The following is a 14,943-nucleotide window of genomic DNA, read 5'->3' as shown; positions in this document are numbered from 1 at the left end:
GTCACTTGATAGCGCATCATCCAGGACTTTTTCTATTTCGTTATAGTCCGCTTCAGATTCATAATAATTGTACCGGAAAAAGCATGCCATGTGTCAATTGATAGCGCATCATTCAGAACTTTTTCTATTTCGTTATAGTCCGCTTCAGATCCTGATTTCTGTAATACCACTTTTCCATCCGGACTTATCAGGAATAAATGTGGGATCCCTGGTAAAAGTTATTTCACCTTTTTCGCACCTTCTGGTACCTTGCCTGCTTTAAATGCTTCTCTTTGTTTCTCATCCGCCAGGTCCATATTAAAATTCTCCCATTTCCCTTCTGCATTCAAAACCGCACAATTCCATTCGCCATCTGCATCATCCGGAAACTGCCAGAGTATATGATATCCTTCTTCATTTGTAAATCCTTCTTCATCCGCCTGCAGAATACCATTTACCTGTTCCCAGATAATACCCTGTGTAGTGGTTATGATATGATAGTTCTCCGCCTCCATACTGATTGGTAGTAACTCAATCGCATATATCACCTTCACGCTATCAAAGAATTCATTCAGCCACTTGGCTGCTGATGCCGGTTGGAATTCGAGGATGCTCTGTTTGAATTCATCCAATTCTTCCCTGCCAATGCCTTCGGTTGTGACAGGATTTCTCTCTACTGTCGCCAGCAGTTTCCCCTTTTCATTTTTCAATTCAAACACTGACCATTTCTCCGGTTTCTCATTTTTGAGCACCCCAAATTGAGCTGACAGTGCTTCTGCGTCCAGCTCTTCTGAAATATCGTCGAGATGAATGTCCGGGTCTTGTGTGCCCAGAATACGGATATAATAACTCATGGGCACAAAATTAGGATTATTTTACTACTGTAGCTTCCAGTTCTACCTGCAATGTTTCGAAAAGAGATCTTACTTCCATGAGGGTGGTCGCCTGCCGGATGCCATGTTTTTCAATCCACGCCTGTAGTAGGGGGAAGTGGGGCCAGAGGTCTGCTGAGGAGGTTGTGTAGATGTTTAATCTGACAATACCTTTGGGTGAATAGCCGGCTGTTGCAATCACCTGTTCCAGGTTGGCGATGGCGTGGAGCAACTGGCTTTTCATATCCTCATTGCTGGAGGTGCCATCCGGGAATACGGCTGCCTGTCCTGCACAGTATAGGGTGCTGGTGGCGTTCTTTACTTCTATTGCCTGGGAATAACTACGTTCGTCCTGCCAGGTCCAGGGATTGATGCTTCTTGTTTCCATGAGGCAAAGGTGAGGGTAAAGGGGGGAATTAGCCCTTGATGTACCTCACTATTATGCTGTGAGGTATGTCACACAAAGCAGGCTATAAACAGTGAGGTATGGTATGCCAAGTGGGCTATTACAAGTGAGGTATGGTATGCCAAGCGGGCTATTACAAGTGAGATATGGTATGCCAAGCGGGCTATTACAAGTAAGGTATGGTATGCCAAGCGGGCTATTACAAGTGAGATGTGGTATACCAAACGGGCTATTACAAGTAAGGTAGATTGTACCAATCCAGCGATTATCCATTGAGCTACGTCACACCAACCTGCTCAGGGTTTCCCTGGATACCCCCAGGTAGGCTGCCAGCAAACTTTTAGGAACCCGCTGTAACAGGGACGGATGTTGTTTGAGCAGCTGCTCATACCGCTCTTTGGCATTAGACGTAAGCAGGGAGAGAATACGGCGCTGTGCTGCCAGAAAACCAAAGGTAGATTTCTGCAGGAAAAAACGTTCCATTTTAGGAAGTTCCGTACAAAGCTTTTTATAATTTTCGAAGGAGAAACAGTAGACTTCTGTATCTTCTATACATTCTAAAGACATAGTGGCAACCGACTGTGTATAAAATGCATAGTAGTCGCTTTCCCACCAGTCTTCCATAGCGAAAGAGACAATATGGTCTTTCCCGTTGTCATCATTATATACCAGTTTTAACAGGCCGGAAATGACCAGGTAACAATACTTTACCTCCTCCCCTTCCTGTATAAGGTATTGATGTTTCTTATACTTTTTAGTGGTAAAGAGTGTCTGCACAAATGAAAATTCTTCACCTGTGAGCGGTAGCGTTTTTTCTATATGGTCTCTGAGAAATTGCATAATTTTCAGAACATCAATTCTCCTGTGAACGGATCTATCATACCAGCATATGGACGATCGAGCAGGTCTTGCTGATACGTGACAAAGTAATTTTCCCGGCCATCAGTTTGGTCCTTCGCTTTTAAAAGAAGAACACCGAGCAAACCTCCAGCTGCTGCGGCATCGACAATTTGGCCACCTGTGACTTTCAGGTATACGATTGTATCCCTGTCTGCAATATCAAATGCCAATCCATGACGTTTCAGTGGGATAAAGTTATTCCATTTACACCTGAATAATTGTCCTTTGTAACAAATACCCCATGGATCGGGAATCACATTTCGACTGCTATCGTCATGGATATGATATACGATGGCTTTGTTACGTTCCATCTTTATGGTAAAATTATTCACAGCAGGAGCATTTTTTAAAAACTCCCTGTAACTCATATACACACCGTCTGTATAATGGTTGGCCGTATAAATGGGTTGTTGATAACGTTCCCAGGCTATTTTCATAATTTCCTGCCTGGAATGAGGCGTACCTGATACCTTTTGTTTGTCAGCAGCCGTCATGAACATATCAATGGCTCTGGCCATATTCCAGCTATGGTCGCGGCTGGCATGTTTGTCAGCATCTACCAGTGTGGTATCGAACTGACAGGAGAGTTGGAATTGCTGATTATCCGGCGATAAAAAAGTAGCTCCTTTGATACGTACATATGACCGTTCAGGAGCACTACGATGATCATTAATCCGGAGAAGCTGTACCAGGCAGAGTAGGTATTGACCTTTATTCTGCTGGTACTGATCTCCATATTTTTTGCTGATATACCCCTGTAGGTATTCCTGCAAAGGTTTATCAGGAACAGATACGGTGTTGATTGCACGGTACCTGTTCCTTGAGATACCCAGGTTTGTGCTGTCATCTGCAATGGCAATGACTTCTATATTTTTTACCGGCATAGCAAACTGATGCACGGGGATGCTGGATTCCAGTTTGATAACTCTTATTGTGGGACCATCTTCGTCTGGTACAGGATTACCATTGTCTCCGGGATATTGGGCATATGCTAGTGTGACCTGGGCTAAAAGAAGTGCTACAGTTATGACGTATTTCATTTACGAATCAGTTGTAAGGGATCTGTTCGCAAAGATAGTATATTACAGTTTATGTAGCAGCCCTTCCAGGTCTTTCTCGCCTTCACGTGTCTGGGCACCGGCCTCCATGGCGGCTTTGGTGCGTGCTAAGGTAACAGGTCTGGTGAAGAGGCTCATGCATAGCTGGTTTTCTATGGCCAAATCGTTTGCATCGATCGCTTTTACAGCTGATGCCGCGACATCTTCAGGGAGGTTGGCGATGCGGGTGGCGAGGGTATTGACGTAATTATGTAGGGTAGCCTGTGGCAATGCACGATTAACTAGGCCATATTTTTCTGCCTGTTGCCCATCTAATAATTCTCCGCTGAGAATGACCTCCAATGCACGTGCTCTGCCGATCAACCTGGTCAGGTATTGGGTGCCGCCACCACCGGGGATGATACCCATTAAGGTTTCTGGTTGAGCAAAACGCGCTTTTTCAAGGGAGGCAAAACGCATGTCGCAGGCAAGGGCCAGTTCATTGCCCCCGCCACGTACATAGCCGTCAATGATAGCCATGGTCACCTGTGGCAGCTGGCGGATCTGTTCATGTAGTTGTTGCATGGGATTGATCGGCGCCTGCAACATTTCAGGGGTGGCCAGGTCGGCAAAGGAAGCGGGATTGACGATGTAATTCATGTCTCCATGGGCGATGAAATAGTCGGGATCTGCGCTTTGGAATACGATGACCTGTACGGTTTTGTCCTCCTGCATAGTGGCGACGAATTGTGCCAGGGAGATCATGAGCGGGGCATCCAGCACGTTCATGGGCGGGTTATTGATAGATGCGAAAGCTACTCCATTCCTGATGTCTACATTCAATTTATCCATGATTTGTTAATTTTATGAAGCAAAGGTCATTGTCGCGGGAAGGGGAAAAAAAGTCATTTGACGCAAAATTTTATTGATAAGATGTTTAGTGCGCTGGCTGCATATTTTAGTGATAAGATCAATTTGACTCCGCAGGAGTTGGAGTTCATGGAGGCGCATTGTGTTTCCAGGGGTTTAAAAAAGAAGGAGTTTTTATTGCAGGAGGGAGAGGTGTGTAGGTTTAGTGCGTTTGTGGTGAGTGGGTGTTTGCGATCTTATCGGTTGGATGACGAGGGGAATGAGCATACATTCAAGTTTGTAATTAAGGATTGGTGGATTACGGATAATGAGAGTTATAGTAATGGTACGCCGGCGCAGTTTAATATACAGGCGTTGGAGGAGAGTGAGTTGGTGATAGTGTCGAAGGCGTCGTTTTTGCTTTTGTTGGAGCAGGTTCCTTTACTGAAACCTTTAGTGGATCGGTTGCAGACGAATAGTTATAATGCGAGTCAGCAAAGGATTTATAAACAGATCAGTGCGACGCCGGAAGAGCGGTATCAGGCATTTGTGGAGGAGTACCCGGATATTTTTAACAGGGTGCCATTGCATATGGTCGCTTCGTATTTAGGGATGTCAAGAGAGACGTTGACGAGAGTGAGGAGTCATTTTGCAAAGGGGAAGTAGTGGCTCGTTTTTGTTTGGTTAGCTTGGGTGAGGTATTGATGTGGCGTAGGAGGTATTTTGCAAAGGGGAAGTAGTGGGTAGTTTTTGTTTGGTTAGCTTGGGTAAGGTATTGATGTGGCGCAGGAGGTATTTTGCAAAGGGGAAGTAGTAGGTAGTTTTTGTTTGGTTAGCTTGGGTAAGGTATTGATGTGGCGCAGTAGGTATTTTGCAAAGGGGAAGTAGTAGATCGTTTTTGTTTGGTTAGCTTAGTTGGTATATTCATACAGATCAGCAGGCATTTTGCAATAGGTTTGAAAATCTTAATGATTGGTTTGATTGTCATTATTGGCGTGGGTATTTTCGACGGAGCTTTGTAAAAAAAAAGCTCATGGAACAAGTTATTTCAGTTAGTCCTGTTGTGCTTTCTGCACCAGCACGTGGTTTAGATTTACAGGTACGGATTTCGGCTCCAATCAAAGGTAACCACCTTCCCATTATTTTGTTTGCACATGGTTATGGTAATTCATTGGATGGATACACACCGCTTGTCAATTATTGGGCGGCGAGGGGATTTGTGGTAATACAACCCAGTTTCCTGGATTCGAAAAGAATAGGTTTGAGCCCGGATGATGTGCGTACGCCTGATATCTGGAAAATTCGGGTAGCTGATATGAAACAGGTGCTGGATCATATTGATGATATTATTGGTGTGGTGCCTGGTTTGAGTGAGCGCGTAGATACAACGCGTATTGCAGCGGTAGGACATTCATTTGGTGCGCAAACCACAGGGATGTTACTGGGCATGCGCGTAATAGGAGAAGATATAGATATGTCTGATGCGCGTATTCAGGTGGGCATATTGTTGTGTGCCGGTGGAAATGGTGGTAAAGATCTGAGTGAGTTTGCAGCGACGCATTATTCGTTTATGAATCCTGATTTTAGTGGAATGAAAAAGCCTACATTGGTAGTGGCTGGTGATAAAGATATTTCACCATTGACAGTGCGTGGTTGGGATTGGTTTACGGATCCATATACATTGAGTCCGGGGCCTAAATCACTGGCAGTATTATATGGTGGAGAACATTTATTGGGTGGTATTTCTGGTTATCTTGTAACGGAGACATCGGATGAGAATCCTGCAAGAGTGGCGGCAGTACAGCAATTGACGTGGGCGTACCTGAGAAGTGCGTTTTATCCGCAGGATACCGTGTGGCAGGAAGCAGAAAAAGAATTAACACAAGGAAAGATTGAAAATAAAGGGGATCTGTAATGATCTCCTTTATTTTATATTTAGAATATGGGAAACTACCTGATGGTTTGTGCAATATGCTGTAGCTTGAATAGCTTTGCCCAGACAGGTTTGTATACCATGGAGGATAGAAGCAAACTGATAATTACACCATCGTATGCACCTGATTTTAGGTATAGGAAAACGGATAGTGCTTCCGGCAAATTGTTGCTGCAACCGGATAGTCGTTATCTCTCAGCGCCGGGTTGGGCGGAGAAGAATTCACCGAATATCTTTGTTCAATTACTCGTAAGTAATTTTAATCAGTGACACCGCTTGTCTTGGCAGGTTTATTTTTAGTTTGTAAATACCATTTGTGATTTTAATTTTCTCAGGTGCATTCAGTAAAGCCAATTGACCAGCCTTTTCCAGCGTAGTATACTGTGCCGGAGTCGGTGATGCCGGTGATCCCATTTTCTTCCACACCTCATATGAATTACTATGCTCCTGATCGATCCGATAATGATGAAGTGTCGCTTTTTTACCAGGGATATTTTGAATAGTTAATTCCACTGTTGATACTCCCGTGGTAATATCATCATCATGATAATTCCATAATAAAATAGTCGTAGCTGTTTTGGAAGCAGCAGCCAGCGCATTCACATCTGTTTTATCACCTCTTACACCATTCGTCATAATAGATTGCGCATCATATGCTACATCACCAGTAATGGCTAGCCTGGTACCTGACATCATACCCATCATCCGAAACACATTCAATACAGGTTTATCCACACCATTTGTCGCCAATTCTCTGAAACCATAAAACCAGGGTTGATTCTCAAATTCAAAAGACCAGTTCACCGCACCAATGATATTTGTGCCATAACTGTCATTTAACTCAATGATACGTGCAATCGAAGCCGCCGTATAACTTGAATACATCGTTCCATTTCTATAAGCATTCTGCGGATCTGTTTTCATTCCACAAGCCGCACAACCTTCAGGATCGGATTCACCTATAATAATGGGGATGTTCTTTAATTCCGGAAAAGAAGCAATGATCTTTAAATGCCGGTTCACATCTTTTAATTGATTATTCATACCCATGCGTACCCGATTATCAGTAAACACAGGTGCCCCTTTCGCATGAAAGGCCAGGAAATCGATAGGCGCACCGATTTGTCCGGTGGCTTCGTTTTTCTCTTTTAAACAATGGGTAATAAACCGGCGCATGAACTCTCCCGCTCCACCTGTAGCATGCGGACCACCCACTCTGGCAGTAGGCAAGGCCCGTTTTACACCAGCAGATGCATAGTCGTACATTTTACAATAGGTAGGGATCTTGTCCTCCACCATTAGATAGTATCCATCTGCTTCATTCCAAAGTTCCCAATACCAGCTTTCTACTTCTGCTTTTCCATAGCGGTCCACACAATGTTTTACCCATTGGTAAATCAGTTCTTCCCATTTGTTATAGTCTTTGGGAGGATAGGCCCAGCCGGTACAAATCTCTTTGTAATCATGACCAGGTTGCCAGTAATGTCTATAAGGAGTGGGACGTGTGGATAATGCCTCCGGCATAAAACCAATCTGTGCCAGCGGTTTCATTTTCCGGTTGATATAGGTGTCGAATATGGAGTCAACGATTCGCCAGTTGTAAACAGGGTTTCCATTTGCATCTTCTGTGTACATATTTGTAGAACCCCATTTCAGGGCAGCTTCGCCGTCACCGGTATTCATCAGGTTATGTGCACGTACATATACAGGAACAGGACTGAGGGCGGCCAGTTCGGAAAGCAGTTTCTTCCCATCTTTCATATAGGTATAATTCGGCTCATCATAGCCAAACCAGGCCCAGATAGGTTTGAGCGGACCTTTTTCGTTTTTGAGGTCTACCTGGATGGCGGTCTGGCCAAAGGTGGCAATGGTATACAGGCAACAAATCGTTAGCAGTGATCTGAATTTCATTGGACGTGGGTGGTAATTCGTTTTTGGTAGCTCATTGAACAAGGACGATAATTCGTTTTTGCAAAGCTCATTGAATGTGAGCGGCAATCCGTTTTTGGTAGCTGAGCACGAATACCCTGGCCAAGATACACAAACTGCCGATCCAATCAATGGCTATGAACCGGGTATTTAATAAGGGCTAGCAGAATTCCTTTAATCTCATTACCTTTCATTGGTATTCCTTCAAAATTTCAGAGTACAAAGTTATGCAACCATTTTCTATCCGACTTGCTACAGAAAAAGATTTTCCAGCTATTTTTTTGCTAATCCGCGAGTTTGCTATTTTCCAGAAATCTGTTGATAAGGTCAGTATTACTCCTGAGCAGATGCTGGCTGATAAGGAGCTGTTTCAGGCATTTGTGGTGGAGGCTGATGGTATCATTGTAGGGTTTGCTACTTTCTTCTGGACGTATTATTCCTGGAGTGGGAAAGCGTTGTACCTGGATGATCTTTATTTACAGCCTGCTGTTAGAGGGCAGGGAATGGGGAAGGGCTTGTTGCATTCGGTGATTGAACTGGCCCGTTCCCGGAATTGTAAAAAGGTAAGGTGGCAGGTATCCAATTGGAACCACCATGCAATTGAGTTTTATAAAAACATGGGGGCGATGGTGGATGGTGTTGAATTGAATTGTGATTTATTATTGAATTAGTACATCATCTATGTAAAACACGGCTTCTGGTAGTGGATCGTCTGCCCCTGCTAATGGACCAGATTCTACCTGATTAGGTGTTTTACGATTGGGTAAGTTTCTGTAAGGGCCCGTGCGTAAGGAAAGGCGTTCTACTGATTTTACGGCTTCTGCTAGTTGTGCATGTTGAAGTAACTGCTTTTTATTGATAGAAATAGCGTAGTTTTTATTGGTAATCGTGATGTCGATGGTGTACCAGGTGCCGGGTATGTAGGGTTGAAGCTGTTTGATGGAATCCCCATCCTGTGCGGTAATGTACCCTTGTTCACTGAAACTGATGCGCACAGGTCTGTTGCCAAATCGGTCAGTGATGTCGATATCCAGCATGCCGTGGTCGTTTTGTTGAGGAGAGACTTTCAATTGTAATTTTGTTTGCGTGCTTTCTTTGAATATGCGAATAGCTCTGGCATAGTCGTAAGGATCTTTGTCTGCGAGTCGCAAGGCGTTGTTCGCAATGGTAACGGGCGCCCATTGAGGGGCGTAGATATTCCAGTCTTTGAGCGGGTTGATGGCATTGTCTTTTACAGTACTGATGCTATTATCTTTGCCTGCGCTGATTGAATTGCTTTTGCCATCACTAATGGAATTGTCTTTTCCTGTGTGGATGGTATTGTTTTTCCCAGCGCTGGTGAAACTATCTTTCCCTGTACCATTGAAATTATCTTTTACCGGCCCCGTGACTTTATACTTTACCGGCAGTGGTACACGTGCCACCCATATATCTTCTTTATTCACACTGTAAGCGAGCCACATGTCATTACCCGGTGGAACACCATTGCCTTCTTCAATACCTCTTATATAATTAGGCCCAAAATCTTTCCATCTACCATAAAACCGGCGGGGTGGAACTTCGCCATGTACAAGCAGCAGATCATCGAAGATGATGCCGTCATCACTGGTCACTAACGCCAGTGGATACCGGTATTCCTGTGTTTCGATAGGATTGTAGACCATTGCATACCGACCGTCTTTGGTTCGCTGGCCCCAGTTTTTACCACCAGCCATGAGTAAAGTAGGCACTCTCACTGGTTTGGAAAAGGTCTTGCCTTCATCGTCAGAGAGGGCTGTCCAGGATTTTTTCCAGAGGGCCACTACTTTGCCGTCTTTGCGATGGAAGTAGGAAAGTGCGTTCACGCTGTCTTTATAAGTTTTGAAATTGGGATAGAAGTCGTCGTTGCCGCTGTCTTCATCCAGCCATTGGAAGTTCATTAACTTGTCGGAGAGCAGGGCAGTACAGGCATTTACAAAACCTGTATCGGTGGAGTGAGTGTAGAATGGGAAGCTGGTATTGCTTTCATTCCATTTATTATAACTGCTGTAGCGGATAAAATGGATAGGTCCAAAAGAGCCGTCTTTGTGAATTTCTCTGACTACGCGACCGATGCCGCCTTCACGGAAAGGGTGTTCTGTATGACCATAAAAGGCGACTGTGAGCAGGCGGCCGTTGGGTGCTACATAGAAGCCCATGCGTTGGTGCATCATATACCCCTTGTACCCTTCGGGAATTTTTACACCCGGAGGTGCCTGGTAAGGAGGAAAGACTTCCTGTGGCAGGGTCCAGTGCTGACCGTCTTTGGAGGTCGTAATGAGGGTGTGACCGGGGGCTTCGTGTTCATTGACTGGATTACTGAGGTATTGGAGGTAAAATTGGTGATTCCAGTAGGCGATGAAGGGGGCGTGGTTGTAGGTCCAACCGAAATTGTCAGATAGTTCAGGGTGAGAGCGGTTGGCCCTGAGCACCTGCCTGTTTTCCACGCCGATGGCCCAGCGGAGGCGGCCGTCGTGAACAGAAGGGTCTACGGTTACACCGCCTATGTATCTTACCGGTTCTTTGGCACTGCCCGTTTGGGCGATAGAGAGTTTACACGTAAGGAGGCATAGCAGGAGTGCTACTGGTAGTTTTTGCATGACAATCTTTTTGGCTGAGGAGGGTTAAGCTACAATTTAAAATGGAAAAATTCAAGTGATGTTATTCCTGCCTTTTGAATTTTTTCAACATATGCTACTCCTATCGTACCGGACTTTTGACCGGAGATGCTGTTTTTATTTTAGGGGCTGTCTGAATATAAAATCCATGCATTAAAACTACAAATTAATTCATAGATTGTCTGAACTCCATAGGGCTTTGCTGCGTCTTGGCTTTAAAAAACTTACTAAACGACTGTGAATGCTCAAACCCCAGCTCATAAGCAATCTCACTGACAGATAACTCAGATGTAGAGAGCTTTTCCTTCGCCTTCTCAATCAGTTTTTCATGTATATGTTGCTGTGCAGTTAACCCCGTGAGCTGTTTCAGCATATCGCTGAAGTACTTTGCAGACAGGTGTAATTTATCTGCGAAATACCCAATGGTTGGTAAGCCGGTATTGGTGCTTTTTTGAGAAAAAAAGTCATCTAACAGTATTTCAAATGAAGACAGCAGGTTATTGTTTAATGGCCTCCGCGTAATAAACTGTCTGTCATAAAAACGATTACTATAAGTGAATAATAAATCCAGCTGTGCAATCAGCACATCCTGACTGAATTTATCAATTGGCCTGTTGATCTCCTGCTGTATTTTCCTAAAAAGTTCTTCTATATCCCGCTCTTCATCTGCTGACAAAATCAGCGCTTCATTCACTTCATAATGAAAGAAATCATACTGCCGGATCTTCTTTGCCAACTCCGTACCCTGCAGCAGATCGGGATGAATCATCAGGCACCACCCTGCTTTAGGTAATTCAAAATCCTTATTCACACCCATCACCTGGTTCGGTGCTGTAAACCCCATTATCCCTTCATCAAAGTCGTAATTCGTCTGCCCATATTGTGATTTACAATCGCAATTATATTTGATCGTTACCACATAATAACTCAGGGTGAATTTTAAATTTTCATCAATCTCTATTTTCGGCATTTCATGAAACTGGTATACCCCGATCAATGGATGCTTCGGCTTACCCAGATTGCATGCTGCGTAATATTGTGAAATGCTTTTGATGTGTATCATACCCTACTTTATAACTAAGTTCAGACTTTTTCGCATCATATTTCCATAGATTTTCAGCGCTGTTTTTACCGGGATTATTTGCGCTATGCTTTTCATTAATTTATTCTGAAACCCACTGATGGTCAATATAGATTTTTTTCGCAAGCCCTTCATGGCAGCAGTGACTACCTGCTCAGGCGTTTCCATTTTTTTGGTAGAGAACATACTTTTTCTTTCCCCGCCTATCTTTGCTGCATCAAAGAAACCTGTTTCAGTCGCACCCGGGCATAATAGCATTGTTTGAATATTGTACAACCTGTTTTCTTCCCACAGCGCCTGTGTAAAGTACATCACAAACCCTTTGGTCGCTGCATATACATTCATATAAGGAATGCCATTGAACCCCGCCATAGAACCAACATTGATGATAGTTCCACTTTTTCGCGCACGCATAGCGGGAAGAAATTGATAAGTTAAGGCCACCATGGCATCCATATTCAGGTGCATCATGTTCAGGTATTCATCCAGGGTGTATTCTAACAGATCTCCGCCTGTACCGATGCCTGCATTATTGATGAGCCAATCTACCTGTAAATCTCTTTTAGCGACTTCGTCTGCTATGATTTGGTCACTGCCTGATTTTGCGAGGTCAATAGCCAGGTAGTGTGCGGTGATTTTGTATTGCTGAGTGAGTTGTTCGCTGAGTGCTTTCAACTTATTAGCAGATCTTGCTACCATTAGTAAATGATGGCCTTCTTTGGCCAGTTGTCTGGCAAATGCTTCGCCGATGCCACCTGAGGCGCCTGTGATGAGTGTTACTTTCATATCGCAAAGGTCAGGTGCCTACAGCGTGGAAATGTAGCCAAAAGGCGGAAGGATGTAGTCAATTGGCCGTTGAGTGTTGATTTTGATGGTTATGATTTGCTAATCGGCCACAGTTTTTATCGGGTATTCGGGGGGGACAGCCAGGACGATAATTGGCAGATTATTGATTATCTCCGCCAATTATCGCAGTAATGAAATTATGATTTCAGTTGGTCAATAACCTTTTCGATAGGGAAGGTGGCTCTTAATTTTTCCAGTAATGGACTGGGAGATTCAGCGAAATATTGCTGGCCGACCTGTACTCCAAACATATCATCGAAGTTACTCGTGCTGAGGCGTGCCTGCATTACCCGTCTTGCTTTCTCTCTTGAAATGGTAATAGTCGTAGACGCGGCTTTTTGAAAGACCATTTTTTGATGGTCGATAAATTGCGCTGCATCATAAGGTACGGTTGTGATGGTGATTTGTGGAATGTCTGTCATGGTGAATGATGCGTAGGCGATGTAAATCAACTCCTGCATGGCATTCCTTTTCATTTGTTCTAAGTCGTCAATGTTGCCGGCAGCGGATGAGATCTGGATATGAAGGGGGGATTTGGAAATGACTTTCATAGAACCGTTTTCCTGGGTAAAGTCACCCGATTCCTCTATCATTTCAATCACAGATGCATAGTGTTTGTGTTTTTTTGTTGCCGGGGTGCCAGCTTCGTTTGCTATAGAATCGACAGCGGCTCTTGCTTCGTTAGCTACTGCATCGATTTCTTTATCGGTTGTGGGAGCGGCTGCTACTTCGGCAGTAGTGTCGTGTGTCTGATTAGATGGCGGGGCGTCGCAGGAAGATAGATAGCATGCTAAAGATAAGAATACCAGTTTGTTGAGGTGCTTCATGTTGGGTGTGTTTTGACTTTATTGCAAAGGTATGGGGTATGTAACATGGAGTAGGCAGGGGAATTTTCCCCTAATTATAACTAAGCCCTATACTTCTGCCACAGTAGCGGAGACACCTCTTTAAAAAGTAAGGTCAAAACAATGTCGTTGGGGGAATAAACATGCATAAAGTATAGGATAAAGATGCAAAATTAGGTAAGTTTATAGAAATATGGAAACGTTATGGTCAGGTTGTCTCTAATTTCGTTGTTTATTACGCTGGCGTATATCCCATCCTTTTCTCAACAGGTGCTCCCATCGAAAGATCAGATTGAATGGGCAGATGCGGAGATAGGCGTTATTATTCACCTGGATATTAACATCTTTGCCCCTGAATCATTTGATTACAAAAAGAAAGAGACCTTACCTGATTTATCCATCTTCCATCCATCCAAACTAAATACAGATCAATGGGTGAAGACTGCAAAAGCGGCAGGTGCAAAGTATGCGGTGCTCACGGTAAAGCATGGTACCGGTTTTTGCCTCTGGCCTTCTGCCGTGAATGATTATAATGTAGGGCATACCCCTTATAAAAAGGATATCCTGCAGGATTTTATCGCCTCCTGTAAAAAATATGGTTTACGCCCAGGGCTGTATTATAATACAAATACTAACACTTATTATGGCACCCATGACGAAGCTTATACCAAAGCCGTGCTGGCCCAATTGAATGAGTTGTGGAGTAACTATGGACCTATGTTTGAAATCTGGTTTGATGGAGGTTTGCAAAATGGGTTGGAGGCAGCTGTGGTGAAAATGATTCATGACAAGCAACCGCAAGCCATCCTGTTCCAGGGGCCATTGAAAGCCGGCAATACTATTCGCTGGATTGGTAATGAAGATGGTTTTGCAGCTTATCCACAATGGAGCAGGGCAAATGAAACGACGGCTTCAGATGGCGTTGTTAAAATAGATGATCTGCATGGTGATCCGGAGGGGAAATACTGGTGCCCGGGTGAATCTGATTTTCCTATTCGTAGAAATTACGCATGGAATGGTGGGTGGTTGTGGAAGGCCGGAGAAGAGAAGGACCTGTTTTCTGTAAAGGAGCTGATGGACAAGTATTATAAGAGTGTAGGCAGGAATACGAATATGCTGGTCGGTATGGTGGTGGATACCAGTGGCCTCATTCCAAAGGCGGACTCCCTGGTTTTTGATAGCCTTGGGCATCGTTTAAAGCAGGTTTTTTCAGCACCTTTGGCTGTGCGGAATAATATGACTCAATCTATTATTGAGTTCAGAAATAAGACTGGAAAAGCAGCCAGTCAGATAATGATCATGGAAGACCTGGAATATGGGGAGAATATTTTAGAATATAGTCTGCAGGCAATGATTGGGGATAAATGGAAAGAAGTGGCGACGGGAGAATCTGTTGGACATAAGCGGATTCAGACATTTAGTTCGGTGAATGCGGAGCAGTGGCGATTGATGATTACGGGGAATGCGGGCCCATTGCATATTAGAAAGATCGCTCTCTATTAGTGTTTTAATGGTTGACTATTGGTTATCCGGAAGCGCTGATTGTTTGAAAGTGAGCTGGCGGGCAGATTGCAGGTGGTTCTTCAAGACTTAGTTGGTGGCGGGTGTGGCATGTGCACAGGGGTACATT

The 14,943-nt window shown here is 44.1% G+C and carries 15 protein-coding genes; 5 read left to right on the top strand and 10 right to left on the bottom strand.

What is annotated here, in order from left to right:
• Nucleotides 1-218: 218 nt before the first annotated feature.
• The 5 genes from SIO70_RS01570 to SIO70_RS01550 form a co-directional block, all read right to left on the bottom strand.
• Nucleotides 219-833: a hypothetical protein gene (locus SIO70_RS01570; RefSeq protein WP_320578828.1), complete on the bottom strand. Its 615-nt coding sequence runs from the start codon at nt 831-833 to the stop codon at nt 219-221.
• Between the two features lie 16 nt (nt 834-849).
• Nucleotides 850-1,239 (bottom strand): RidA family protein, encoded by a 390-nt coding sequence (locus tag SIO70_RS01565; RefSeq protein ID WP_320578826.1) that lies wholly within the window; start codon nt 1,237-1,239, stop codon nt 850-852.
• A 300-nt stretch (nt 1,240-1,539) separates the two neighbouring features.
• The gene (locus SIO70_RS01560) at nt 1,540-2,097 is read right to left on the bottom strand and encodes a Crp/Fnr family transcriptional regulator (protein WP_320578824.1); all 558 of its coding nucleotides are present in this window, start codon (nt 2,095-2,097) and stop codon (nt 1,540-1,542) included.
• Nucleotides 2,098-2,102: 5 nt separating this feature from the next.
• Nucleotides 2,103-3,197: a hypothetical protein gene (locus SIO70_RS01555; RefSeq protein ID WP_320578823.1), complete on the bottom strand. Its 1,095-nt coding sequence runs from the start codon at nt 3,195-3,197 to the stop codon at nt 2,103-2,105.
• 42 nt (nt 3,198-3,239) lie between these two features.
• On the bottom strand, nt 3,240-4,046 hold the full coding sequence (locus SIO70_RS01550) for an enoyl-CoA hydratase/isomerase family protein (protein ID WP_320578822.1): 807 nt from the start codon (nt 4,044-4,046) through the stop codon (nt 3,240-3,242).
• 57 nt (nt 4,047-4,103) lie between these two features.
• Here SIO70_RS01550 and SIO70_RS01545 point away from each other — a divergent pair, with 57 nt between their 5' ends.
• The 3 genes from SIO70_RS01545 to SIO70_RS01535 all read left to right on the top strand — a co-directional run bounded on the left by SIO70_RS01545 (nt 4,104) and on the right by SIO70_RS01535 (nt 6,246).
• Complete coding sequence (locus tag SIO70_RS01545) at nt 4,104-4,709, top strand: Crp/Fnr family transcriptional regulator (protein WP_320578820.1); 606 nt, start codon at nt 4,104-4,106, stop codon at nt 4,707-4,709.
• Between the two features lie 367 nt (nt 4,710-5,076).
• Complete coding sequence (locus SIO70_RS01540) at nt 5,077-5,958, top strand: alpha/beta hydrolase family protein (RefSeq protein ID WP_320578818.1); 882 nt, start codon at nt 5,077-5,079, stop codon at nt 5,956-5,958.
• A 27-nt stretch (nt 5,959-5,985) separates the two neighbouring features.
• Complete coding sequence (locus SIO70_RS01535) at nt 5,986-6,246, top strand: hypothetical protein (RefSeq protein ID WP_320578817.1); 261 nt, start codon at nt 5,986-5,988, stop codon at nt 6,244-6,246.
• Here SIO70_RS01535 and SIO70_RS01530 read toward each other — a convergent pair.
• A complete protein-coding gene (locus SIO70_RS01530) occupies nt 6,220-7,887 on the bottom strand; it encodes a GH39 family glycosyl hydrolase (protein ID WP_320578816.1) in 1,668 nt (555 codons plus the stop codon). The genes SIO70_RS01535 and SIO70_RS01530 overlap by 27 nt on opposite strands.
• A gap of 245 nt (nt 7,888-8,132) precedes the next feature.
• Between SIO70_RS01530 and SIO70_RS01525 the strand changes: the two genes are divergently transcribed.
• Nucleotides 8,133-8,576 carry a GNAT family N-acetyltransferase gene (locus tag SIO70_RS01525; protein ID WP_320578814.1) on the top strand — a complete coding sequence of 148 codons (444 nt, stop codon included), beginning with the start codon at nt 8,133-8,135 and terminating at the stop codon, nt 8,574-8,576.
• Here the strand turns inward: SIO70_RS01525 and SIO70_RS01520 are convergent.
• The 4 genes from SIO70_RS01520 to SIO70_RS01505 all read right to left on the bottom strand — a co-directional run bounded on the left by SIO70_RS01520 (nt 8,565) and on the right by SIO70_RS01505 (nt 13,295).
• Nucleotides 8,565-10,523 (bottom strand): six-hairpin glycosidase, encoded by a 1,959-nt coding sequence (locus tag SIO70_RS01520; RefSeq protein ID WP_320578812.1) that lies wholly within the window; start codon nt 10,521-10,523, stop codon nt 8,565-8,567. The genes SIO70_RS01525 and SIO70_RS01520 overlap by 12 nt on opposite strands.
• Nucleotides 10,524-10,707: 184 nt before the next feature.
• The gene (locus tag SIO70_RS01515; RefSeq protein ID WP_320578810.1) at nt 10,708-11,604 is read right to left on the bottom strand and encodes a helix-turn-helix domain-containing protein; all 897 of its coding nucleotides are present in this window, start codon (nt 11,602-11,604) and stop codon (nt 10,708-10,710) included.
• 3 nt (nt 11,605-11,607) lie between these two features.
• On the bottom strand, nt 11,608-12,408 hold the full coding sequence (locus SIO70_RS01510; protein ID WP_320578808.1) for an SDR family oxidoreductase: 801 nt from the start codon (nt 12,406-12,408) through the stop codon (nt 11,608-11,610).
• Between the two features lie 197 nt (nt 12,409-12,605).
• Nucleotides 12,606-13,295: a hypothetical protein gene (locus SIO70_RS01505; RefSeq protein WP_320578807.1), complete on the bottom strand. Its 690-nt coding sequence runs from the start codon at nt 13,293-13,295 to the stop codon at nt 12,606-12,608.
• A 222-nt stretch (nt 13,296-13,517) separates the two neighbouring features.
• Here SIO70_RS01505 and SIO70_RS01500 point away from each other — a divergent pair, with 222 nt between their 5' ends.
• The gene (locus tag SIO70_RS01500) at nt 13,518-14,816 is read left to right on the top strand and encodes an alpha-L-fucosidase (protein ID WP_320578804.1); all 1,299 of its coding nucleotides are present in this window, start codon (nt 13,518-13,520) and stop codon (nt 14,814-14,816) included.
• Nucleotides 14,817-14,943 lie beyond the last annotated feature (127 nt).

The sequence above is a fragment of the Chitinophaga sancti genome (assembly GCF_034087045.1).
Classification (GTDB): domain Bacteria; phylum Bacteroidota; class Bacteroidia; order Chitinophagales; family Chitinophagaceae; genus Chitinophaga; species Chitinophaga sancti_B.
This window is presented reverse-complemented; position numbering and strand designations above follow the sequence as displayed.

Bases quoted from the DNA above. Each gene is read 5' to 3' on its own strand.
- SIO70_RS01570 (WP_320578828.1), bottom strand. From the start codon at position 833: ATGAGTTATTATATCCGTATTCTGGGCACACAAGACCCGGACATTCAT.
- SIO70_RS01565 (WP_320578826.1), bottom strand. From the start codon at position 1,239: ATGGAAACAAGAAGCATCAATCCCTGGACCTGGCAGGACGAACGTAGT.
- SIO70_RS01560 (WP_320578824.1), bottom strand. From the start codon at position 2,097: ATGCAATTTCTCAGAGACCATATAGAAAAAACGCTACCGCTCACAGGT.
- SIO70_RS01555 (WP_320578823.1), bottom strand. From the start codon at position 3,197: ATGAAATACGTCATAACTGTAGCACTTCTTTTAGCCCAGGTCACACTA.
- SIO70_RS01550 (WP_320578822.1), bottom strand. From the start codon at position 4,046: ATGGATAAATTGAATGTAGACATCAGGAATGGAGTAGCTTTCGCATCT.
- SIO70_RS01540 (WP_320578818.1), top strand. From the start codon at position 5,077: ATGGAACAAGTTATTTCAGTTAGTCCTGTTGTGCTTTCTGCACCAGCA.
- SIO70_RS01535 (WP_320578817.1), top strand. From the start codon at position 5,986: ATGGGAAACTACCTGATGGTTTGTGCAATATGCTGTAGCTTGAATAGC.
- SIO70_RS01530 (WP_320578816.1), bottom strand. From the start codon at position 7,887: ATGAAATTCAGATCACTGCTAACGATTTGTTGCCTGTATACCATTGCC.
- SIO70_RS01525 (WP_320578814.1), top strand. From the start codon at position 8,133: ATGCAACCATTTTCTATCCGACTTGCTACAGAAAAAGATTTTCCAGCT.
- SIO70_RS01520 (WP_320578812.1), bottom strand. From the start codon at position 10,523: ATGCAAAAACTACCAGTAGCACTCCTGCTATGCCTCCTTACGTGTAAA.
- SIO70_RS01515 (WP_320578810.1), bottom strand. From the start codon at position 11,604: ATGATACACATCAAAAGCATTTCACAATATTACGCAGCATGCAATCTG.
- SIO70_RS01510 (WP_320578808.1), bottom strand. From the start codon at position 12,408: ATGAAAGTAACACTCATCACAGGCGCCTCAGGTGGCATCGGCGAAGCA.
- SIO70_RS01505 (WP_320578807.1), bottom strand. From the start codon at position 13,295: ATGAAGCACCTCAACAAACTGGTATTCTTATCTTTAGCATGCTATCTA.
- SIO70_RS01500 (WP_320578804.1), top strand. From the start codon at position 13,518: ATGGTCAGGTTGTCTCTAATTTCGTTGTTTATTACGCTGGCGTATATC.